We start from the raw sequence: 18,997 nt of genomic DNA, 5'->3' as shown, positions 1-18,997 counted from the left end.
AAGTTGTAGTTGACATTAGCGGAGCACTAACATGATCCAAGAACAGACTATGCTGACCGTGGCCGACAACTCCGGTGCACGTCGCGTAATGTGTATCAAGGTTCTAGGTGGCTCGCACCGTCGCTACGCAGGCATTGGCGATGTCATCAAAATTACCATCAAGGAAGCAATTCCTCGCGGTAAGGTGAAGAAAGGCGATGTGCTGAAGGCGGTAGTGGTGCGCACCAAGAAGGGTGTACGTCGCCCGGACGGTTCTGTCATTCGCTTCGATGGTAATGCATGCGTTATTTTAAACAATAACAGCGAGCAACCTATCGGTACGCGTATTTTTGGGCCGGTAACTCGTGAACTGCGTAATGAGAAGTTCATGAAAATTATCTCTCTGGCACCAGAAGTACTCTAAGGAGCGAAACATGGCAGCGAAAATCCGTCGTGATGACGAAATTATCGTGCTTACCGGGAAAGACAAAGGTAAACGCGGTAAAGTAAAAAATGTCCTGTCTGCTGGTAAGGTCATTGTTGAAGGTATTAACCTGGTTAAGAAACATCAGAAGCCGGTCCCGGCCCTGAACCAACCAGGTGGCATTGTTGAAAAAGAAGCTGCAATTCAGGTTTCTAACATTGCTCTCTTCAACGCGGCTACCGGTAAGGCTGACCGTGTAGGCTTTAGATTCGAAGACGGGAAAAAAGTCCGTTTCTTCAAATCTAACAGCGAAACTATCAAGTAATTTGGAGTAATACGATGGCGAAACTGCATGATTACTACAAAGACGAGGTAGTCAAACAACTGATGTCTCAGTTTGATTACAACTCTGTCATGCAAGTCCCTCGGGTCGAGAAGATCACCCTGAATATGGGTGTTGGTGAAGCGATCGCTGACAAGAAACTGCTGGATAATGCAGCAGCGGATCTGGCAGCAATCTCCGGTCAAAAGCCGTTCATCACCAAAGCACGCAAATCTGTTGCAGGCTTCAAAATCCGCCAGGGCTATCCGATCGGCTGTAAAGTAACTCTGCGTGGCGAACGCATGTGGGAGTTCTTTGAGCGACTGATTTCCATTGCTGTTCCACGTATCCGTGACTTCCGTGGCTTGTCCGCTAAGTCATTCGATGGCCGTGGTAACTACAGCATGGGTGTGCGTGAGCAAATCATCTTCCCAGAAATCGACTATGACAAAGTCGACCGCGTTCGTGGTTTGGATATTACCATTACCACTACTGCGAAATCTGATGATGAAGGCCGCGCGCTGTTGGCTGCTTTTAACTTCCCGTTCCGTAAGTAAGGCAGGGTTACTGATGGCTAAGCAATCAATGAAAGCACGCGAAGTCGTTCGCGTGAAACTGGCTGAAAAGTACCGCGCTAAACGCGAGGAACTGAAAGCTATCATTTCTGGTGTGAACTCTTCCGACGAAGATCGTTGGGATGCTGTTCTCAAGCTGCAAACTCTGCCGCGTGATTCCAGCCCGTCTCGTCAGCGTAAACGCTGCCGCCAAACTGGCCGTCCACATGGTTATGTGGGCAAATTCGGGTTGAGCCGTATCAAGTTACGTGAAGCCGCTATGCGCGGTGAAGTACCAGGCTTGAAAAAGGCTAGCTGGTAATTACCAATTGAATCACGGGAGTAAAGACAGATGAGCATGCAAGATCCGATCGCGGATATGCTGACCCGTATCCGTAACGGTCAAGCCGCGAACAAAGTTGCGGTCACCATGCCTTCCTCCAAGCTGAAAGTGGCAATTGCCAACCTGCTGAAGGAAGAAGGTTTTATTGAAGATTTCAAAATCGAAGGCGACACCAAGCCTGTTCTGGAACTGGTACTGAAGTACTTCCAGGGCAAGGCAGTGGTAGAAAGCATTCAGCGAATCAGCCGTCCAGGTCTGCGTATCTACAAGAAAAAAGATGCGCTGCCAAAAGTTATGGCTGGTTTGGGTATTGCTGTTATTTCTACCTCTAAAGGTGTTATGACCGATCGTGCAGCTCGCCAAGCAGGTCTTGGTGGCGAGATTATCTGCTACGTAGCTTAATTCGGGAGGAAAGAATGTCTCGTGTTGCAAAAGCACCCGTCGTCATTCCTGCCGGCGTAGAGGTAAAACTCAACGGTCAGGTTATTTCGATAAAGGGTAAGAACGGCGAGCTGACTCGTACTGTCCACAACGCCGTTGAAGTGAAGCAAGAAGCTAATGCACTGACTTTCGCTCCGCGCGAAGGTTTTGCAAACGCATGGGCCCAAGCGGGTACCACGCGCGCTCTGCTGAACGCAATGGTCGTTGGTGTTACCGAAGGCTTCACCAAGAAGCTTCAACTGGTAGGTGTTGGTTATCGCGCTGCTGTTAAAGGCAACGTGGTGAATTTAGCCTTAGGCTTCTCTCACCCGGTCGATCACCAGCTGCCAGCAGGTATTACTGCTGAATGCCCAAGCCAAACTGAAATCGTGCTGAAAGGCGCTGATAAACAAGTTATTGGCCAGGTTGCTGCAGATCTGCGTGCCTACCGCCGTCCTGAGCCTTACAAAGGCAAGGGTGTCCGTTACGCCGACGAAGTCGTGCGTACCAAAGAGGCTAAGAAGAAGTAAGGTAACACTATGGATAAGAAATCTGCTCGTATCCGTCGTGCGACCCGCGCACGCCGTAAGATCAAAGAACTGGGTGCAACCCGCCTGGTGGTACATCGTACCCCGCGTCACATTTACGCACAGGTAATTGCTCCAAATGGTTCTGAAGTACTGGTAGCCGCTTCTACTGTAGAAAAAGCTATCACAGAGCAATTGAAGTATTCCGGTAACAAAGACGCAGCAGCAGCCGTAGGTAAAGCTCTGGCTGAGCGCGCGTTGGAAAAAGGGATCTCTAAAGTCTCCTTTGACCGTTCCGGTTTCCAATATCATGGTCGAGTCCAGGCACTGGCAGATGCTGCCCGTGAAGCTGGCCTTCAGTTCTAAGGAAGAGGTTTAAGATGGCTCACATCGAAAAACAAGCTGGCGAACTGCAGGAAAAGCTGATCGCGGTAAACCGCGTATCTAAAACCGTAAAAGGTGGCCGTATTTTCAGCTTTACCGCACTGACAGTAGTTGGTGATGGTAACGGTCGCGTTGGTTTTGGCTACGGCAAAGCACGCGAAGTTCCGGCAGCGATCCAGAAAGCGATGGAAAAAGCCCGTCGCGCTATGATTAATGTTGCTTTGAATAGCGGTACTCTGCAGCACCCTGTTAAAGGTGCTCATACGGGTTCTCGTGTGTTCATGCAACCAGCTTCCGAAGGTACCGGTATCATCGCCGGTGGTGCAATGCGCGCCGTTCTGGAAGTTGCAGGGGTTCATAACGTATTAGCTAAAGCATATGGTTCTACTAACCCGATTAACGTGGTTCGTGCAACTATTGCTGCTTTGGAAGATATGAAATCCCCAGAAATGGTCGCTGCTAAGCGTGGTAAGTCCGTCGAAGAAATTCTAGGGAAATAACCATGGCAAAGACTATTAAAGTAACTCAAACAAAAAGCAGCATCGGCCGTTTGCCAAAGCACAAGGCAACCCTGATCGGTTTAGGTCTGCGTCGTATTGGTCATACTGTAGAGCGTGAGGATACTCCTGCTGTACGTGGTATGGTCAACTTGGTTTCCTACATGGTTAAGGTTGAGGAGTAACAGATGCGTTTAAATACTCTGTCTCCGGCTGAAGGTGCCAAGCATGCGCCTAAGCGTGTAGGTCGTGGTATTGGTTCTGGCCTGGGTAAAACCGCTGGTCGTGGTCACAAAGGTCAGAACTCACGTTCTGGCGGTGGCGTACGTCGTGGTTTTGAAGGTGGTCAGATGCCTTTATATCGTCGTTTGCCGAAATTCGGCTTCACCTCTCGCAAAGCTATGATCACGGCAGAAGTTCGTCTGTCTGAACTGGCTCTTGTTGAAGGCGACGTAATCGACCTGAACACGCTGAAAGCCGCTAACGTTGTTGGTGTCCAGATCGAATTCGCGAAAGTTATGCTTTCTGGCGAAATCGCTCGTCCGGTTACCCTGCGTGGTCTGCGTGTCACCAAAGGCGCTCGTGCTGCTATCGAAGCTGCTGGCGGTAAAATTGAGGAATAAGTAGCAGATGGCTAAGCAACCAGGATTAGATTTTCAAAGTGCTAAAGGCGGACTCGGCGAGCTGAAGCGCAGACTTTTGTTTGTTATCGGCGCGCTGATTGTCTTCCGTATCGGCTCTTTTATTCCGATTCCTGGTATCGATGCCACTGTGCTTGCCAAATTGCTCGAGCAGCAGAGAGGCACTATCATTGAAATGTTTAACATGTTCTCTGGTGGTGCCCTCAGCCGTGCTTCTATCTTTGCTCTGGGGATCATGCCGTATATTTCGGCGTCGATCATTATCCAGCTGTTAACGGTGGTTCATCCAGCGTTAGCAGAAATTAAGAAAGAAGGGGAGGCTGGCCGTCGCAAGATTAGTCAGTACACCCGTTACGGTACGCTGGTGTTGGCCATATTCCAGTCGATCGGTATTGCTACCGGTCTGCCGAATATGCCTGGTATGCAGGGTCTGGTGTTAAACCCAGGCTTTGCGTTCTACTTTACTGCAGTAGTGAGCTTGGTTACCGGGACAATGTTCCTGATGTGGCTGGGTGAACAGATTACTGAACGCGGTATCGGTAACGGTATCTCGATCATTATCTTTGCAGGTATTGTAGCGGGACTCCCGCCGGCTGTGGCCCATACTATTGAGCAAGCCCGGCAAGGCGACCTGCACTTCCTCCTGTTGCTGTTGGTTGCAGTATTGGTGTTTGCAGTAACCTTCTTCGTTGTTTTCATCGAACGTGGTCAACGTCGTATCGTCGTTAACTATGCGAAACGTCAACAAGGTCGTCGTGTTTATGCAGCACAGAGCACACACTTACCGTTGAAAGTGAATATGGCAGGGGTTATCCCGGCAATCTTCGCTTCCAGCATTATTCTGTTCCCGGCCACGATTGCATCATGGTTTGGGGGCGGTACCGGTTGGAACTGGCTGACAACGATTTCGCTGTATTTGCAGCCAGGGCAACCGCTTTATGTGTTACTCTATGCGTCTGCAATCATCTTCTTCTGTTTCTTTTACACGGCGTTGGTTTTCAACCCGCGTGAGACAGCAGATAACCTGAAGAAGTCCGGTGCCTTCGTACCAGGAATTCGTCCGGGAGAGCAAACGGCGAAGTACATCGATAAAGTAATGACGCGTTTAACCCTGGTGGGCGCGATGTACATTACTTTCATCTGCCTGATCCCGGAGTTCATGCGTGATGCAATGAAAGTACCATTCTACTTTGGTGGTACCTCGCTACTGATCGTGGTTGTCGTCATCATGGACTTTATGGCTCAAGTGCAAACTCTGATGATGTCAAGTCAGTACGAGTCTGCATTGAAGAAAGCAAACCTGAAAGGCTATAACCGCTAACGGGTTCGTTTGAGAAGTTACGGAGAGTAAAAATGAAAGTTCGTGCTTCCGTCAAGAAATTATGTCGTAACTGCAAAATCGTTAAGCGTAACGGTGTCGTTCGTGTGATTTGCAGCGCCGAGCCGAAGCATAAACAGCGTCAAGGCTGATTATCTCGCATATTTTTCTTGCAAAGTTGGGTTGAGCTGGCTAGATTAGCCAGCCAATCTTTTGTATGTAGCTGCAACATTATTTGAGTATCCTGAAAACGGGCTTTTCAGAATGGTGTTGCCGTATAAAATAGTAGGAGTGCATAGTGGCCCGTATAGCAGGCATTAACATTCCTGATCATAAACATACCGTAATCGCCTTAACGTCGATCTTCGGAATCGGTAAAACCCGCTCACAGTCTATCTGTGCGTCTACGGGTATTGCCGAAAGTGTTAAGATCAGTGAGCTGTCTGAAGAGCAAATCGAACAGCTGCGTGAAGCAGTCGCCAAATTCACCGTAGAAGGTGATTTGCGTCGTGAAGTTACCCTGAGCATCAAGCGTCTGATGGATCTTGGTACATACCGTGGTTTGCGTCATCGTCGTGGTCTGCCAGTTCGCGGTCAGCGTACGAAGACCAACGCACGTACCCGTAAGGGTCCGCGTAAACCGATCAAGAAATAATCAGGGTGATTGAATAATGGCAAAGGCACCTGTTCGTACACGTAAGCGTGTAAGAAAGCAAGTCTCTGACGGCGTGGCTCATGTCCATGCTTCTTTCAACAACACCATTGTAACTATTACCGATCGTCAGGGTAATGCATTGGGTTGGGCAACTGCCGGTGGTTCTGGTTTCCGTGGTTCTCGTAAGTCAACTCCGTTTGCAGCTCAGGTTGCAGCAGAACGTTGTGCTGACGCAGTAAAAGAATACGGTATCAAGAATCTGGAAGTTATGGTTAAGGGACCGGGTCCAGGCCGCGAATCAACTATTCGTGCTCTGAACGCCGCTGGTTTCCGCATCACTAATATTACTGATGTGACTCCTATCCCTCACAACGGTTGTCGTCCGCCGAAAAAGCGCCGCGTATAACGCTGCTTTTAGGTTTGTTGGAGAAAGAAAATGGCAAGATATTTGGGTCCTAAGCTCAAGCTTAGCCGCCGTGAGGGCACAGACTTGTTCCTGAAGTCTGGCGTTCGCGCGATCGATACCAAGTGTAAAATTGAGCAACCGCCTGGTCAACACGGTGCGCGTAAACCGCGTCTGTCTGACTACGGTGTACAGTTACGTGAAAAGCAAAAAGTTCGCCGTATGTACGGTGTTCTGGAGCGTCAATTCCGTAACTATTACAAAGAAGCAGCACGCCTGAAGGGCAACACCGGTGCAAACCTGTTGCAACTGCTGGAAGGTCGTTTGGACAACGTTGTTTACCGTATGGGCTTCGGCGCTACTCGTTCAGAGTCACGTCAGTTGGTTAGCCACAAAGCAATTATGGTAAATGGTCGCGTTGTTAACATCGCTTCTTATCAGGTATCTCCGAATGACGTAGTCAGCATCCGCGAGAAGGCTAAAAAGCAATCTCGTGTTAAAGCTTCTCTGGAGCTGGCTGAGCAGCGTGAAAAGCCGACCTGGCTTGAAGTTGATGCTGCTAAGATGGAAGGCGTGTTCAAGCGTATGCCTGAACGTACCGATCTGTCTGCGGACATTAACGAACACCTGATCGTCGAGCTTTACTCCAAGTAAGGCTTAGTACCAAAGAGAGGACACAATGCAGGGTTCTGTGACAGAGTTTCTAAAACCGCGCCTGGTAGATATCGAGCAAGTCAGTTCGACGCACGCCAAGGTGACCCTTGAGCCGTTAGAGCGTGGCTTTGGCCATACTCTCGGCAATGCACTGCGCCGTATTCTGCTTTCGTCTATGCCGGGTTGCGCGGTGACCGAGGTTGAGATTGATGGTGTACTGCATGAGTACAGCACCAAAGAAGGCGTACAGGAAGATATCCTGGAGATCCTGCTCAACCTGAAAGGGCTGGCGGTGAGAGTTCAAGGGAAAGATGAAGTTATCCTTACCCTGAATAAATCTGGCATTGGCCCTGTGACCGCTGCCGACATTACCCATGATGGTGATGTCGAAATCGTCAAGCCTCAGCACGTGATCTGCCACCTGACCGATGAAAACGCTGCTATCAGCATGCGTATCAAAGTTCAACGTGGTCGTGGTTATGTGCCGGCTTCTGCCCGAATTCATTCGGAAGAAGATGAGCGCCCGATCGGTCGTCTGTTGGTTGACGCCTGCTATAGCCCTGTAGAGCGTATTGCCTACAATGTTGAAGCAGCGCGTGTAGAACAGCGTACTGACCTGGACAAGCTGGTCATCGAAATGGAAACCAATGGCACGATCGATCCTGAAGAGGCGATCCGCCGTGCGGCAACCATCCTGGCTGAACAACTTGAAGCTTTTGTTGACTTACGTGATGTTCGTCAACCAGAAGTTAAAGAAGAGAAACCAGAATTCGATCCGATTCTGCTGCGCCCTGTTGACGATCTGGAATTGACTGTCCGCTCTGCTAACTGCCTTAAGGCAGAAGCTATCCACTACATCGGTGATCTGGTACAGCGTACCGAGGTTGAGTTGCTGAAAACGCCGAACCTGGGTAAAAAATCTCTTACTGAGATTAAAGACGTGCTGGCCTCCCGTGGTCTATCTCTGGGCATGCGCCTGGAAAATTGGCCACCGGCAAGCATTGCTGACGAGTAACCGGATCACAGGTTAAGGTTTTACTGAGAAGGATAAGGTCATGCGCCATCGTAAGAGTGGTCGTCAACTGAACCGTAACAGCAGCCACCGCCAGGCTATGTTCCGTAACATGGCCGGCTCTTTGGTTCGTCATGAGATCATCAAGACGACCTTGCCAAAAGCAAAAGAGCTGCGTCGCGTTGTTGAGCCGCTGATTACTCTTGCCAAGACCGACAGCGTAGCTAATCGTCGTCTGGCATTCGCCCGTACTCGTGATAACGAGATCGTGGCAAAACTGTTTAACGAGCTAGGCCCGCGTTTTGCGAGCCGTGCCGGTGGTTACACTCGCATTCTGAAGTGTGGCTTCCGCGCAGGCGACAACGCGCCGATGGCATACATCGAGCTGGTTGATCGTGCTGAGTCTCAAGCAGAAGTAGCAACTGCAGAGTAATCTGTAGACGCGTGGAAAAACCGGGCTTGCCCGGTTTTTTTACGTCCATCATCAGCCAAACGTGCGTTCTTTCCCTTCCTGACTTAAGATCCCCGTCCCTATCCGCTATGCTAACGCTATTAATCAGCTCTACTGAGAGATCATGTTATGTGGTTACTCGATCAATGGGCAGAACGTCATATCCTGGATGCGCAGGCCAAAGGGGAATTAGATAATTTACCGGGCCAGGGTCAGCCACTTGAATTGGATGATGACAGTGCGGTACCTGCAGAATTGCGTACCGGCTTCCGCTTGCTTAAAAACGCCGGCTATTTACCCGCTGAGTTAGAAGATCGCAAAGAGGCTTTGAATATAGCTCGTTTGCTGCAAGGGATTGGTAGTGAGCATCCGGACTATGCCGAACTTGGCAAACGAATGGCGTTACTGGAACACCGTTTACGACAAGCAGGAATGAGTACTGATTTTTTGCATGGTGAATATCAACGTGCACTGAGTGGCAAATTTTCATCGGAGGATGAGTGATGCTTAAGATTGGCCAACTGGCAAAGCTTGCTGACGTGACGCCGGATACCGTGCGTTATTACGAGAAGCAGGGAATGATGGATCATAATATCCGTACCGAGGGCGGTTATCGGTTGTACAGCGATCAAGACCTGCAGCGGCTGCGTTTTATCCGTTATGCCAAGCAGCTCGGTTTCACGTTGGAAACTATCGCCGAACTGTTGTCGATCCGTGTTGATCCTGAGCACCATACCTGTCGGGAATCGAAGTCGATTGTCGATGCGCGGCTCAGTGATGTTGAAAATAAGCTTAAAGAACTAACACGGATGCGTGAATCGCTAAAGCGTCTTAGCGATGCCTGCTGCGGTAGCGCACATACCAGCAATTATTGCTCCATCCTGGAGGCGCTTGAGCAAGGTGCCAGTGATGATAAAACTAAAAAAGGTGCCTGAATGGGCTATCAGCACTTTAATTTTTATACGGCCGGCAGTATTATCGCCACGATTTATATCCATAGATAAACAAGGAGCATTACCATGACTAAATACCGTCATACCAAAGGCCAGATACAGGACAATGCCATTGAGGCACTGTTGCACGATCCGTTATTCCGACAAAGGGTAGAGAAAAATACCAAAGGCAAGGGCAGCTACCGGCGTAAAGACAAACATGCAAAAGGCGGAAACTGGGAGGCCAGTGGCAAACTATCAAGCGATAATTTACCACTGGCCTTCTGGTTTTAAGGCATTAAAAAAGCCATCTTATTAAGATGGCTTTTTAGTCGCGGAGGAGAAACTGTTTTACAGTTTAGGTTGTTGCTGTTGACTCAGTAAATCACGAATTTCAGTCAGCAGTTTTTCTTCTGCGGTCGGTGCCGGAGGCGCTGCTGGCTCTTCTTCCTGTTTACGACGCACTTTATTCATTAATTTAATTGCCAGGAAAATAGCGAAGGCAACAATCACAAAATCGAAAATGGTCTGGATGAATGAACCGTAGTTCATTACTACTGCAGGAATCGCGCCCTGAGCTTCGCGTAATACCAGGTGGAATTGTTTGAAGTCAACGCCGCCAATCAGCAAGCCCAGTGGTGGCATAATGATATCTGCAACGAAAGACGATACGATCTTACCGAATGCCGCACCAATAATCACACCTACTGCCAAGTCGACCACGTTGCCACGCATGGCAAACTCGCGGAACTCTTTCATCATACTCATAGAACGCACCCCTTGCAGAATTTAATAACTCAAGTTTAACAAAGCAATTTCCCTTTGCCACAAAAGGAGCGAAAACTTTTATCTCCTTCCATGGCAGAGAACAACTTCGCAATTATAGACCATCTATTACTACATTTGTTCTACAAGAAGAATGGACTTGGTTGGAACAGGCGTTCAACGTCAGGAACGAACTTTTTGTCGGTTATAAACATAATGACATGATCGCCTTGTTCAATTTTGCTGCTGCCGTTGGCAATAATAACGTCATCACCGCGCACAATGGCGCCAATGGTGGTACCCGGCGGCAATTTAATATTTTCAACGGTGCGACCGACTACTTTTGAGGTGCTCTCATCACCGTGCGCAATGGCTTCGATGGCTTCCGCGACACCGCGGCGGAGTGAGGAAACGCTGACAATATCCGCTTTTCTTACATGGCCCAACAGCGCTGAAATGGTTGCCTGTTGTGGGGAAATGGCAATGTCGATGACGCTACCCTGTACCAGGTCAACATAGGCACGACGCTGAATCAACACCATGACCTTTTTGGCGCCCATGCGTTTGGCGAGCATAGCCGACATAATGTTTGCTTCGTCGTCATTGGTGATAGCGATAAAGACATCGACCTGATCAACATGTTCTTCCGCCAGCAGTTCCTGGTCCGAGGCATCGCCATAAAATACGATGGTGTCATGCAGTTGCTCGGCCAGTTCTGCGGCACGTTGCTGATTACGTTCAATCAGCTTCACGTTGTAGGATTTCTCTAACCGTTGCGCCAGGCCAGCACCGACGTTACCTCCCCCGACAATCATGATGCGCTTATAGGGTTTTTCTAATCGTTGTAGTTCACTCATTACCGCACGGATGTGCTGCGAGGCGGCAACAAAGAACACTTCATCACCGGCTTCAATAATAGTGGAACCCTGCGGGCGAATCGGTCGATCCTGACGGAAGATAGCAGCGACGCGAGTATCAATGTGCGGCATATGTTCACGCATTGAAGACAGAGCGTTACCCACCAACGGGCCACCGTAGTAAGCTTTTACTGCGGCGATGCTGACCTTGCCTTCTGCAAAGTTGACTACTTGCAGCGCGCCCGGGTACTCAATCAATTTATAGATGTAATCGATAACCAGCTGTTCTGGTGAGATCAGGTGGTCAATGGGCACCGCTTCCGGATTAAACAGCTTCTCTGACTCACGGATATATTCTGGCGCACGGATGCGGGCGATTCGGTTAGGGGTATTAAACAGCGAGTAGGCAATCTGACAGGCAATCATGTTGGTTTCGTCTGAGTTAGTGACGGCAACCAGCATATCGGCATCTTCAGCTCCTGCTTCTCGCAGCACGCGTGGATGAGAGCCATAGCCCTGAACAACCCGCAGGTCGAACTTATCCTGTAACTGACGCAGGCGGCCGGAGTCGGTATCCACGACGGTAATATCGTTATTTTCGCCCACCAGGTTTTCCGCCAGTGTCCCGCCAACCTGACCCGCGCCAAGAATAATTATTTTCATTCGCTTCTCTGCTTCACACTGAAACCGCTGAAGATTATCTGAAAGGGCGCAACAGCCGCGCCCAGAGTACTGAACAGCTACATTTTAATCAGCTTAGCGTAAAAGAAGCCATCCCCATCCTCTGGATGTGGAAGATTCTGTCGGCCAGGCTGTTGCTCATTGCCGGTTTCAACCAGACGGGCCTCGGGATGACGCTGAAGGAAGGCGCTAATCTGCTCTGCGTTTTCTGCCGGCAGAATGGAGCAGGTGGCATACACCATCACGCCTCCGCTTTTGAGATGCGGCCAGATGGCCTCAATAATCTCGGCCTGCAGTGCAGCCAGTTCCGCGATGTCACGGTCGCGGCGCAGCCATTTGATATCAGGGTGACGGCGGATCACACCGGTGGCAGAGCAAGGGGCATCCAACAAAATGCGATCGAACTGCTTGTCGCCGCACCATTGTTGCGGAGTGCGACCATCGCCCTGCTTCACTTCGGCGTGTAAACGCAGGCGTTGCAGGTTTTCTTTGACCCGGCTCAGACGTTGTTCATCGATATCGACGGCCATCACATGGGCTTTGGGAGCTGCTTCTAAAATGTGGGTGGTTTTACCGCCGGGAGCCGCGCACAAATCGAGGATCTGTTCCCCGTCTTGCGGATCCAGTAGATCGACACAGCCCTGTGCAGAGGCATCCTGCACGGTGGCCCAGCCGTCGGCAAAGCCTGGGAGATCGGTAACGGCGCATGGCGCGAGCAGACGCACGGCATCGCGATATACGGCATGCGGTTCGGCGGCGATACCAGCCTGTTCCATCAACTGTAAATAGGCTTCGCGAGTGTGATGCAAGCGGTTAACGCGCAGCCACATTGGCGGCTTCTGATTATTGGCATCAATAATCTGTTCCCACTGTGCGGGATAGGCCTGCTGGATACGCTTCAACAGCCAGCTTGGGTGCAGATAGCGGCTGTCATTATTGGCAGCACGTTGCAGCAATTCTTCCTGCTGACGTTGGAACTGGCGCAGTACGCCGTTGATCAGGCCTTTAAGCTGCGGGCGCTTCAGCGCTACTGCGCCTTCCACGGTTTCCGCCAGCACCGCGTGAGCGGGAATACGGGTATACAGCAGTTGGTATAAACCGATCATCAGCAAATAGTGCAGCGTGCGCTGCTTGCCGGTCATTGGCTTGGCCATTAATTGTTGAATACACCATTCCAGCTGCGGTAGCACGCGCAGGGTGCCGAAGCACAGTTCTTGCAGCAGAGCGCGGTCCTTGTCAGAAATGGTCTTTTGCAGTGACGGCAGGACAGTACTGAGTGACTGCCCCTGATCCAACACCTGGCCGATGGCTTTGGCAGCGATGCTGCGGAGATTGTAATTATTTTTCATAGGCTAAAGCTGATAACTATCGGCATTAAGAAAGAAACAGCCCGGCGATTATCGGCCGGGCAGTGGGGGCGGTTTATAACCGGTTGCCCGGTGTAAACCATTCACGACGTGAGTTCAGCAGATCCTGCGCTGACATGGGCTTTTTGCCTGCCGGCTGCAGTTGAGTCAGGTTAAGAATACCCTCGGCGGTCGCCACCTGAATGCCGAGCTTGTCGGCATGGATGATGGTGCCAGGTTCTGCGTCCGTGTTCTGTGCCAGCACCGTTGCCTGCCATACCTTCACCGGTTGATCGTCAATGGTGAAGTAACTGACTGGCCACGGGTTGAAGGAACGAATACAGCGTTCAAGTTGCGCGGCGGACAGGCTCCAGTCCAGGCGAGCTTCCTCCTTGCTCAGCTTTTCGGCGTAGGTAACCAGCGATTCATCCTGCACTTCACGTTTCGCCGTACCCTCAGCCATCTGCTGCAGCGTGGTCAGCAGACCCTGTGGGCCAAGCTGAGCCAGCTTGTTGTACAGACTGGCGCTGGTGTCAGCGGCTTCGATCGGGCAGGCGATCTTGTGCATCATATCGCCAGTGTCCAAACCTATGTCCATTTGCATGATGGTCACGCCGGTTTCGTTATCGCCGGCCCAGAGAGAGCGTTGGATCGGTGCGGCACCACGCCAGCGTGGCAGCAGTGAACCGTGGACGTTGATGCAACCGAGCCGCGGCATATCCAGCACCGCTTTGGGCAGGATCAGACCATAAGCCACCACTACCATGACATCGGCGTTGAGATCGGCAACCAGGTGCTGGTTTTCTTCCGGGCGCAGTGATTTGGGCTGAAACACCGGCAAATGGTGCTGCTCGGCCAGAACCTTGACCGGGCTGGGTGTCAGCTTGTTGCCGCGACCGGCAGGGCGGTCGGGTTGGGTGAAAACCCCGACAATCTGGTGCCCAGATGACAACAGCGCGTCAAGATGACGCGCTGCGAAGTCTGGAGTTCCGGCGAAAATAATCCGTAAAGAGTCAGACACGTTGATTTCCTGATCGGTTAGGCGCGGGCGTTAAGCTTGGCCATTTTTTCCAGTTTCTGACGGATACGCTGGCGCTTCAGTGGCGACAGGTAATCGACGAACAGCTTGCCTACCAGGTGATCCATCTCGTGCTGGATACAGATGGCCAACAGATCGTCGGCTTCCAGCTCGAAAGGCTTGCCGTCGCGATCCAGCGCTCTGATTTTCACCGTAGCGGCACGCGGGACTAAAGCACGCTGTTCGGGAATGGAAAGGCAACCTTCCTCGATCCCGGTTTCACCGCCTTTTTCCAGCAGTTCCGGGTTGATCAGCACCAGGCGCTGATCGCGGTTCTCAGAAACGTCAATGACGATAATGCGCTGATGGATATCCACCTGTGTCGCAGCCAGGCCGATACCTTCCTCTGCGTACATGGTTTCAAACATATCATCCACGATGCGCTGGATATTCGCATTGACTTCTTTAACCGGGGCCGCGACTTTGCGCAGCCGGTCGTCTGGGTAATGTAATACCTGCAATACTGACATATATCTTGAGATCTGTATCCGAGTGATAAACGAGGTTTAGCTTCTATTCTAGACATTTCCCAGCCTGATTGACAGCATTGCGCACCAATTGCTCGAATTGGTAATACCACCATTTTCTGCGAGGGAACAGGCGATGCAGGCACGGGAAATGGGCTTACGGATGCGCGGGGTTACCGGGCTGGGTGCGGCACAAGCCAGCCAGATAATACGGCAAATGGTGACGGCCGGTGGGCCGCCGTATTCTTTGCTGCGGGAATTGGGGTTGAATGACCGGCAGCAGGCCCAGTTTCGCCAGGCGGATCCACGCTATCTGACCGCTACGCTTACCTGGTTGGAACAGCCTGAAAACCTGTTGTGGATCTATGGCGAGGCTGACTACCCGGAGCGACTGCTCCCTATCGATGATGCTCCATTGCTGCTGTTGGTAAAAGGTAACCCGGCAGCCGTGCAGCAGCCGCAAATCGCTATGGTTGGCAGTCGGCAGTTCAGCCATTACGGTGAACACTGGGCCAATTACTTTGCCACCGGATTGGTGCACTGTGGGTTTACCATCACCAGCGGGCTGGCCCTTGGCATCGACAGCATTTGCCACCGTGCAGCGTTGGCTGCTGAAGGGGGCACGGTTGCCGTTCTGGGCAGTGGCCTGGCCAACATCTATCCGCGCCGGCATCAACGCTTGGCAGAACAGATCGTTGAAAGCGGCGGGGCACTGGTTTCTGAGTATCTGGCCACCGATCTGCCGATGCCTGACCATTTTCCACGCCGTAATCGCATTATCAGTGGATTAAGCCTGGGCGTGGTGGTCATCGAAGCCTCCCTGCGCAGCGGAACGCTGATTACTGCCCGTTACGCTCTGGAACAGGGGCGTGAGGTTTTTGCTTTACCCGGGGCACTGGGCAACCCAATGAGTGAAGGTACGCATTGGCTGATCCAGCAGGGGGCCTATCTGGTTACCGGGCCGAAAGAGATCGCTGAGCAACTGGGAAGCGGCCTGCATTGGCTGTCGCTGAACGAAAATACAACTATTTGTGCGTCAGAAGCCGAAGTTGAATTGCCATTTGCCGATGTGTTGGCTAACGTAGGAGATGAGGTGACACCTGTTGACGTCGTCGCTGAACGTGCCGGCCAACCTGTGCCAGAGGTGGTAATCAAGTTACTCGATCTGGAGTTAGCAGGGTGGATCGCAGCTGTACCCGGCGGCTATGTCCGAATAAGGAGGGCAGGCCATGTTCGACGTACTGATGTACTTGTTTGAAACTTATATCCACAATGAACCAGAGATGCGCGTCGATCAGGATCAACTGACCGATGATCTCGCTCAGGCGGGGTTTCATCGGGATGATATCTACAACGCGTTGAATTGGCTTGAAAAACTCGCCGACCTGCAGGAAGGCGAAAATGCGCCGTATTTTATGGATGCCGATCCGCTGGCAATGCGGATTTACACCGAAGAAGAAGGCGTGCGTTTGGATGCCAGTTGCCGTGGTTTCCTCCTGTTCCTGGAGCAGATTCAGGTATTGAACCTCGAAACCCGTGAAATGGTTATCGATCGTGTTATGGCTTTGGATAACACGGAATTCGATCTCGAAGATCTGAAATGGGTGGTGTTGATGGTGCTGTTTAATATCCCCGGATATGAAAGTGCCTATCAGCAAATGGAAGAACTGTTGTTTGAAGTAAACGAAGGTTATCTGCACTGAGCCGATAACATGAATAGAAGAAGTTATGACAAAAGCAGCGATTTTTGCCGCCAGGCAAAATGAACCCTGTCCGGAATGCGGGGCCGAGTTGGTGATCCGCAGTGGTCGTCACGGCCCCTTCCTCGGCTGTTCCCGTTATCCTGAATGCCAACATATCCGGCCGTTGAAAGCGCAGGCCGATGGCCATATCGTCAAAATGCTGGATGGGCAGGAATGCCCGAAATGCCAGGCGACGCTGGCCTTGCGTCAGGGCCGTTACGGTATGTTTATCGCTTGCAGCAACTATCCGGAGTGCGACCACACCGAGGTCATCGACAAACCGGACGAAACCAGTATCAGCTGTCCGCAGTGCGAGCAGGGCAAACTGCTGCAGCGCAAATCGCGCTATGGCAAGGTGTTCCACTCTTGCGATCGCTACCCTGAATGCCAGTTTGTTCTCAATTTTAAACCCGTCGCCGGTGAGTGTGAGTACTGCCACTATCCGTTGCTGATGGAAAAGCGCACGGCGAAAGGCCCAACCCTTTGCTGTGCCAGTAAACTTTGCGGGAAACCCGTAGTCACTACAGAATAATGACATCATGAACTCAGAATCCACTGCCACCTTCCTGCCAATTATTGACGCGCTGTATAATCACCAGGTCATTGCCTACCCGACCGAGGCGGTATTTGGTCTGGGTTGCGATCCCGACAGCGAGCAGGCGGTTAATGCCTTATTGGCACTGAAACAGCGTCCCTGGGAAAAGGGACTGATCCTGATTGCGGCCGATTATGCGCAGCTAACACCTTATATAGATGACACCGTGCTGAGTGAGCAGCAGCGTGCCACGATGTTTGCCAGTTGGCCGGGCCCGGTGACCTGGGTAATTCCTGCCAGGCCGGAAACGCCACGCTTGCTAACCGGTCGTTTCAACTCGTTGGCGGTACGTGTTAGCGACCACCCATTGGTGCAGCAACTTTGCCGGCAGTTTGGCAAACCGCTGGTATCGACCAGCGCCAATCTCAGCGGGCAAGAGCCTTGCCGCAGCGCCGATGAAGTGCAGCAGCAGTTTGGTGCCGCTTTCCCGGTGCTGGCCGGCAGCGTCGGTGGCCGTCTTAACCCTTCTGAAATCAGAGATGTCCTGACCGGTAAGCAAATCCGTCAAGGCTAGAGGTCATGTACATGGAGAAGTTTGCGGTATTCGGTAACCCTATCGGTCACAGCAAATCACCGCGTATTCATGCGCTATTTGCCGCCCAAACAGGTATAGAACACCCTTATGGTACGGTGCTGGCGCCGCTGGACGGTTTTGAAACCACTCTGCAGGCGTTTATTCAGGCTGGTGGTCAGGGAGCGAACGTCACGGTTCCCTTTAAAGAGAAGGCCTACGAGGCGGCGACTGAACTGAGTCAACGGGCCTCGCTGGCCGGTGCGGTAAATACCTTGAAAATACTGCCAGACGGCGGGTTACTGGGTGACAACACCGATGGGATCGGCCTGCTGACCGATCTTGAACGTCAGGGGTTGATCCAACCGAAGGATCGTATCCTGCTGGTGGGGGCGGGTGGCGCGGCGCGCGGCGTGATCTTGCCACTACTGTCTTTTGGCTGTGAAGTGGTGATCACCAACCGTACTTTTAGCCGTGCGCAGACACTGGCGCAGGTATTCCAGCACCTGGGTGAAATATCCGCGTTGCCTCTGGATCAACTCGATCAACAACAGTTTGATCTAGTGATTAACGCAACGGCATCCGGTATCAGTGGTGACATCCCGGCGTTACCGGTTGGTACGGTCAATGGCCATACCCGTTGTTATGACATGTTTTATCAGCAAGGATTAACACCCTTCCTGGCCTGGGCGCAGCAACAGGGTGCCACAGAATATGCCGACGGTTTAGGGATGCTGGTGGGGCAGGCCGCGCATGCGTTTCTGTTGTGGCATGGTGTAATGCCGGAGATCGAACCGGTATTGCGTCAGCTGCGTCACGAACTGGCCGCGTAAATTCCGGCCCGTTCTCCGGTGAGGGAACGGGCGCTTGTCAGATATCTTCTGACAAGTATTCGTCTTTCCAGCGTACATAGTTAGTAGAAGAGTAAAGCAACCCCTCTCGCTCGGCGGCGGTCAGTGGACGAACCTGGCGTGCCGGGCTACCCATATAAAGATAACCGCTCGCCAGTCGTTTACCCGGCGCGACCAAGCTGCCGGCGCCAATCATTACATCATCTTCTATTACTGCACCATCCAGCAGGATCGATCCCATTCCTACCAGTACTCGATTGCCAATGGCGCAGCCGTGCAACATGGCTTTGTGCCCAACGGTAACGTCTTCACCGATCAGCAACGGATAACCTTCAGGGTTATGTTCAGACTTATGGGTCACGTGCAACACGCTGCCATCCTGAATATTGCTGCGTGCACCAATTTTTACTGCGTTCACGTCGCCGCGGATAGCAACCAATGGCCAGATACTGACGTCATCGGCCAGCTCAACGTTGCCGATCACCACGCTGGAAGGGTCGATCATGACGCGTTGACCCAGTTTAGGAGAGTAATGAAGATAAGAACGTACTGCATCGGACATGGTAATAGCCTCACGTCGGGATCATA

31 protein-coding genes are annotated in these 18,997 nt (G+C 51.7%); 25 read left to right on the top strand and 6 right to left on the bottom strand.

Annotated features, from left to right (window positions below; translation table 11 throughout):
* Positions 1 to 31 precede the first annotated feature (31 nt).
* From rplN to QOT07_RS23060, 20 genes are all read left to right on the top strand, one after another.
* Entirely contained in the window at positions 32 to 403 is a 372-nt protein-coding gene (gene rplN / locus QOT07_RS23155) for a 50S ribosomal protein L14 (protein WP_004951161.1), read from the top strand.
* Between the two features lie 10 nt (positions 404 to 413).
* Complete coding sequence (gene rplX, locus QOT07_RS23150) at positions 414 to 728, top strand: 50S ribosomal protein L24 (RefSeq protein ID WP_004951158.1); 315 nt, start codon at positions 414 to 416, stop codon at positions 726 to 728.
* 14 nt (positions 729 to 742) lie between these two features.
* A complete protein-coding gene (gene rplE, locus QOT07_RS23145; RefSeq protein WP_004951155.1) occupies positions 743 to 1,282 on the top strand; it encodes a 50S ribosomal protein L5 in 540 nt (179 codons plus the stop codon).
* Between the two features lie 13 nt (positions 1,283 to 1,295).
* Positions 1,296 to 1,601, top strand: coding sequence for a 30S ribosomal protein S14 (gene rpsN / locus QOT07_RS23140; RefSeq protein WP_012147218.1), 306 nt, complete (start codon positions 1,296 to 1,298; stop codon positions 1,599 to 1,601).
* A gap of 30 nt (positions 1,602 to 1,631) precedes the next feature.
* A complete protein-coding gene (gene rpsH / locus QOT07_RS23135) occupies positions 1,632 to 2,024 on the top strand; it encodes a 30S ribosomal protein S8 (RefSeq protein ID WP_004951149.1) in 393 nt (130 codons plus the stop codon).
* A gap of 14 nt (positions 2,025 to 2,038) precedes the next feature.
* Positions 2,039 to 2,572, top strand: coding sequence for a 50S ribosomal protein L6 (rplF, locus tag QOT07_RS23130; RefSeq protein ID WP_012147217.1), 534 nt, complete (start codon positions 2,039 to 2,041; stop codon positions 2,570 to 2,572).
* Positions 2,573 to 2,581: 9 nt separating this feature from the next.
* Entirely contained in the window at positions 2,582 to 2,935 is a 354-nt protein-coding gene (rplR, locus tag QOT07_RS23125) for a 50S ribosomal protein L18 (protein ID WP_037425856.1), read from the top strand.
* Positions 2,936 to 2,949: 14 nt separating this feature from the next.
* A complete protein-coding gene (rpsE, locus tag QOT07_RS23120; RefSeq protein WP_004951140.1) occupies positions 2,950 to 3,453 on the top strand; it encodes a 30S ribosomal protein S5 in 504 nt (167 codons plus the stop codon).
* A 2-nt stretch (positions 3,454 to 3,455) separates the two neighbouring features.
* Positions 3,456 to 3,635: a 50S ribosomal protein L30 gene (gene rpmD / locus QOT07_RS23115; protein ID WP_002213339.1), complete on the top strand. Its 180-nt coding sequence runs from the start codon at positions 3,456 to 3,458 to the stop codon at positions 3,633 to 3,635.
* Positions 3,636 to 3,638: 3 nt separating this feature from the next.
* Positions 3,639 to 4,073: a 50S ribosomal protein L15 gene (gene rplO / locus QOT07_RS23110; RefSeq protein ID WP_012147214.1), complete on the top strand. Its 435-nt coding sequence runs from the start codon at positions 3,639 to 3,641 to the stop codon at positions 4,071 to 4,073.
* 7 nt (positions 4,074 to 4,080) lie between these two features.
* Positions 4,081 to 5,412 carry a preprotein translocase subunit SecY gene (secY, locus tag QOT07_RS23105; RefSeq protein WP_004929740.1) on the top strand — a complete coding sequence of 444 codons (1,332 nt, stop codon included), beginning with the start codon at positions 4,081 to 4,083 and terminating at the stop codon, positions 5,410 to 5,412.
* Between the two features lie 32 nt (positions 5,413 to 5,444).
* Positions 5,445 to 5,561, top strand: a complete 117-nt coding sequence (rpmJ, locus tag QOT07_RS23100) for a 50S ribosomal protein L36 (protein WP_002227352.1) — start codon at positions 5,445 to 5,447, stop codon at positions 5,559 to 5,561.
* A gap of 146 nt (positions 5,562 to 5,707) precedes the next feature.
* Entirely contained in the window at positions 5,708 to 6,064 is a 357-nt protein-coding gene (rpsM, locus tag QOT07_RS23095) for a 30S ribosomal protein S13 (protein WP_085119639.1), read from the top strand.
* A 16-nt stretch (positions 6,065 to 6,080) separates the two neighbouring features.
* Positions 6,081 to 6,470: a 30S ribosomal protein S11 gene (gene rpsK, locus QOT07_RS23090; protein WP_004951128.1), complete on the top strand. Its 390-nt coding sequence runs from the start codon at positions 6,081 to 6,083 to the stop codon at positions 6,468 to 6,470.
* Between the two features lie 30 nt (positions 6,471 to 6,500).
* Positions 6,501 to 7,121: a 30S ribosomal protein S4 gene (gene rpsD, locus QOT07_RS23085; protein WP_012147212.1), complete on the top strand. Its 621-nt coding sequence runs from the start codon at positions 6,501 to 6,503 to the stop codon at positions 7,119 to 7,121.
* Between the two features lie 25 nt (positions 7,122 to 7,146).
* On the top strand, positions 7,147 to 8,136 hold the full coding sequence (locus QOT07_RS23080) for a DNA-directed RNA polymerase subunit alpha (RefSeq protein WP_002919219.1): 990 nt from the start codon (positions 7,147 to 7,149) through the stop codon (positions 8,134 to 8,136).
* Positions 8,137 to 8,176: 40 nt separating this feature from the next.
* The gene (gene rplQ, locus QOT07_RS23075) at positions 8,177 to 8,566 is read left to right on the top strand and encodes a 50S ribosomal protein L17 (protein WP_004929726.1); all 390 of its coding nucleotides are present in this window, start codon (positions 8,177 to 8,179) and stop codon (positions 8,564 to 8,566) included.
* A 147-nt stretch (positions 8,567 to 8,713) separates the two neighbouring features.
* The gene (locus QOT07_RS23070; protein WP_219017120.1) at positions 8,714 to 9,088 is read left to right on the top strand and encodes a DnaJ family domain-containing protein; all 375 of its coding nucleotides are present in this window, start codon (positions 8,714 to 8,716) and stop codon (positions 9,086 to 9,088) included.
* Positions 9,088 to 9,519, top strand: coding sequence for a Zn(2+)-responsive transcriptional regulator (zntR, locus tag QOT07_RS23065; RefSeq protein WP_099065721.1), 432 nt, complete (start codon positions 9,088 to 9,090; stop codon positions 9,517 to 9,519). The genes QOT07_RS23070 and zntR overlap by 1 nt, the downstream gene beginning before the upstream one ends.
* An 84-nt stretch (positions 9,520 to 9,603) precedes the next feature.
* Positions 9,604 to 9,810, top strand: coding sequence for an alternative ribosome-rescue factor A (locus tag QOT07_RS23060; RefSeq protein ID WP_085119636.1), 207 nt, complete (start codon positions 9,604 to 9,606; stop codon positions 9,808 to 9,810).
* 57 nt (positions 9,811 to 9,867) lie between these two features.
* Here QOT07_RS23060 and mscL read toward each other — a convergent pair whose 3' ends face one another.
* The 5 genes from mscL to def all read right to left on the bottom strand — a co-directional run bounded on the left by mscL (position 9,868) and on the right by def (position 14,713).
* A complete protein-coding gene (mscL, locus tag QOT07_RS23055) occupies positions 9,868 to 10,284 on the bottom strand; it encodes a large-conductance mechanosensitive channel protein MscL (RefSeq protein WP_085119635.1) in 417 nt (138 codons plus the stop codon).
* 140 nt (positions 10,285 to 10,424) lie between these two features.
* Complete coding sequence (trkA, locus tag QOT07_RS23050) at positions 10,425 to 11,801, bottom strand: Trk system potassium transporter TrkA (RefSeq protein WP_099065720.1); 1,377 nt, start codon at positions 11,799 to 11,801, stop codon at positions 10,425 to 10,427.
* A gap of 77 nt (positions 11,802 to 11,878) precedes the next feature.
* Positions 11,879 to 13,168, bottom strand: a complete 1,290-nt coding sequence (gene rsmB / locus QOT07_RS23045; protein WP_085119633.1) for a 16S rRNA (cytosine(967)-C(5))-methyltransferase RsmB — start codon at positions 13,166 to 13,168, stop codon at positions 11,879 to 11,881.
* A gap of 73 nt (positions 13,169 to 13,241) precedes the next feature.
* Complete coding sequence (gene fmt, locus QOT07_RS23040; RefSeq protein ID WP_283603964.1) at positions 13,242 to 14,186, bottom strand: methionyl-tRNA formyltransferase; 945 nt, start codon at positions 14,184 to 14,186, stop codon at positions 13,242 to 13,244.
* A 17-nt stretch (positions 14,187 to 14,203) separates the two neighbouring features.
* A complete protein-coding gene (gene def, locus QOT07_RS23035) occupies positions 14,204 to 14,713 on the bottom strand; it encodes a peptide deformylase (RefSeq protein ID WP_085119631.1) in 510 nt (169 codons plus the stop codon).
* 133 nt (positions 14,714 to 14,846) lie between these two features.
* Here def and dprA point away from each other — a divergent pair, with 133 nt between their 5' ends.
* Genes dprA through aroE form a run of 5 tightly spaced genes read left to right on the top strand, consistent with a single transcriptional unit; the run spans position 14,847 to position 18,391 of the window.
* A complete protein-coding gene (gene dprA, locus QOT07_RS23030) occupies positions 14,847 to 15,968 on the top strand; it encodes a DNA-protecting protein DprA (protein ID WP_283603963.1) in 1,122 nt (373 codons plus the stop codon).
* Positions 15,940 to 16,413: a DUF494 family protein Smg gene (gene smg / locus QOT07_RS23025; protein ID WP_012147203.1), complete on the top strand. Its 474-nt coding sequence runs from the start codon at positions 15,940 to 15,942 to the stop codon at positions 16,411 to 16,413. The genes dprA and smg overlap by 29 nt, the downstream gene beginning before the upstream one ends.
* Positions 16,414 to 16,438: 25 nt before the next feature.
* Positions 16,439 to 16,984, top strand: a complete 546-nt coding sequence (locus QOT07_RS23020) for a DNA topoisomerase family protein (RefSeq protein WP_099065716.1) — start codon at positions 16,439 to 16,441, stop codon at positions 16,982 to 16,984.
* Positions 16,985 to 16,991: 7 nt separating this feature from the next.
* Positions 16,992 to 17,561 (top strand): L-threonylcarbamoyladenylate synthase type 1 TsaC, encoded by a 570-nt coding sequence (tsaC, locus tag QOT07_RS23015; RefSeq protein ID WP_283603962.1) that lies wholly within the window; start codon positions 16,992 to 16,994, stop codon positions 17,559 to 17,561.
* A gap of 11 nt (positions 17,562 to 17,572) precedes the next feature.
* Positions 17,573 to 18,391 carry a shikimate dehydrogenase gene (gene aroE / locus QOT07_RS23010; RefSeq protein WP_099065726.1) on the top strand — a complete coding sequence of 273 codons (819 nt, stop codon included), beginning with the start codon at positions 17,573 to 17,575 and terminating at the stop codon, positions 18,389 to 18,391.
* A gap of 37 nt (positions 18,392 to 18,428) precedes the next feature.
* Here the strand turns inward: aroE and QOT07_RS23005 are convergent, their stop codons facing one another.
* Entirely contained in the window at positions 18,429 to 18,971 is a 543-nt protein-coding gene (locus QOT07_RS23005) for a gamma carbonic anhydrase family protein (RefSeq protein WP_085119627.1), read from the bottom strand.
* Between the last annotated feature and the right edge of the window lie 26 nt (positions 18,972 to 18,997).

It is taken from the genome of Serratia proteamaculans (assembly GCF_949794035.1).
In the GTDB taxonomy this organism is placed as follows: Bacteria; Pseudomonadota; Gammaproteobacteria; order Enterobacterales; family Enterobacteriaceae; genus Serratia; species Serratia proteamaculans.
The sequence above is the reverse complement of the archived record's forward strand: the minus strand, read 5'-3'. Positions and strand labels throughout refer to the sequence as shown.

Coding starts and splice junctions, on each gene's coding strand:
- aroE (WP_099065726.1), top strand. CDS start 17,573: ATGGAGAAGTTTGCGGTATTCGGTAACCCTATCGGTCACAGCAAATCA.
- QOT07_RS23060 (WP_085119636.1), top strand. CDS start 9,604: ATGACTAAATACCGTCATACCAAAGGCCAGATACAGGACAATGCCATT.
- rplF (WP_012147217.1), top strand. CDS start 2,039: ATGTCTCGTGTTGCAAAAGCACCCGTCGTCATTCCTGCCGGCGTAGAG.
- QOT07_RS23080 (WP_002919219.1), top strand. CDS start 7,147: ATGCAGGGTTCTGTGACAGAGTTTCTAAAACCGCGCCTGGTAGATATC.
- rplN (WP_004951161.1), top strand. CDS start 32: ATGATCCAAGAACAGACTATGCTGACCGTGGCCGACAACTCCGGTGCA.
- secY (WP_004929740.1), top strand. CDS start 4,081: ATGGCTAAGCAACCAGGATTAGATTTTCAAAGTGCTAAAGGCGGACTC.
- def (WP_085119631.1), bottom strand. CDS start 14,713: ATGTCAGTATTGCAGGTATTACATTACCCAGACGACCGGCTGCGCAAA.
- mscL (WP_085119635.1), bottom strand. CDS start 10,284: ATGAGTATGATGAAAGAGTTCCGCGAGTTTGCCATGCGTGGCAACGTG.
- tsaC (WP_283603962.1), top strand. CDS start 16,992: ATGAACTCAGAATCCACTGCCACCTTCCTGCCAATTATTGACGCGCTG.
- rpsK (WP_004951128.1), top strand. CDS start 6,081: ATGGCAAAGGCACCTGTTCGTACACGTAAGCGTGTAAGAAAGCAAGTC.
- rplE (WP_004951155.1), top strand. CDS start 743: ATGGCGAAACTGCATGATTACTACAAAGACGAGGTAGTCAAACAACTG.
- trkA (WP_099065720.1), bottom strand. CDS start 11,801: ATGAAAATAATTATTCTTGGCGCGGGTCAGGTTGGCGGGACACTGGCG.
- rpsH (WP_004951149.1), top strand. CDS start 1,632: ATGAGCATGCAAGATCCGATCGCGGATATGCTGACCCGTATCCGTAAC.
- rplO (WP_012147214.1), top strand. CDS start 3,639: ATGCGTTTAAATACTCTGTCTCCGGCTGAAGGTGCCAAGCATGCGCCT.
- rpmD (WP_002213339.1), top strand. CDS start 3,456: ATGGCAAAGACTATTAAAGTAACTCAAACAAAAAGCAGCATCGGCCGT.
- rplR (WP_037425856.1), top strand. CDS start 2,582: ATGGATAAGAAATCTGCTCGTATCCGTCGTGCGACCCGCGCACGCCGT.
- QOT07_RS23070 (WP_219017120.1), top strand. CDS start 8,714: ATGTGGTTACTCGATCAATGGGCAGAACGTCATATCCTGGATGCGCAG.
- rpsE (WP_004951140.1), top strand. CDS start 2,950: ATGGCTCACATCGAAAAACAAGCTGGCGAACTGCAGGAAAAGCTGATC.
- QOT07_RS23005 (WP_085119627.1), bottom strand. CDS start 18,971: ATGTCCGATGCAGTACGTTCTTATCTTCATTACTCTCCTAAACTGGGT.
- smg (WP_012147203.1), top strand. CDS start 15,940: ATGTTCGACGTACTGATGTACTTGTTTGAAACTTATATCCACAATGAA.
- QOT07_RS23020 (WP_099065716.1), top strand. CDS start 16,439: ATGACAAAAGCAGCGATTTTTGCCGCCAGGCAAAATGAACCCTGTCCG.
- zntR (WP_099065721.1), top strand. CDS start 9,088: ATGCTTAAGATTGGCCAACTGGCAAAGCTTGCTGACGTGACGCCGGAT.
- dprA (WP_283603963.1), top strand. CDS start 14,847: ATGCAGGCACGGGAAATGGGCTTACGGATGCGCGGGGTTACCGGGCTG.
- rpsN (WP_012147218.1), top strand. CDS start 1,296: ATGGCTAAGCAATCAATGAAAGCACGCGAAGTCGTTCGCGTGAAACTG.
- rplX (WP_004951158.1), top strand. CDS start 414: ATGGCAGCGAAAATCCGTCGTGATGACGAAATTATCGTGCTTACCGGG.
- rpmJ (WP_002227352.1), top strand. CDS start 5,445: ATGAAAGTTCGTGCTTCCGTCAAGAAATTATGTCGTAACTGCAAAATC.
- rplQ (WP_004929726.1), top strand. CDS start 8,177: ATGCGCCATCGTAAGAGTGGTCGTCAACTGAACCGTAACAGCAGCCAC.
- rsmB (WP_085119633.1), bottom strand. CDS start 13,168: ATGAAAAATAATTACAATCTCCGCAGCATCGCTGCCAAAGCCATCGGC.
- rpsD (WP_012147212.1), top strand. CDS start 6,501: ATGGCAAGATATTTGGGTCCTAAGCTCAAGCTTAGCCGCCGTGAGGGC.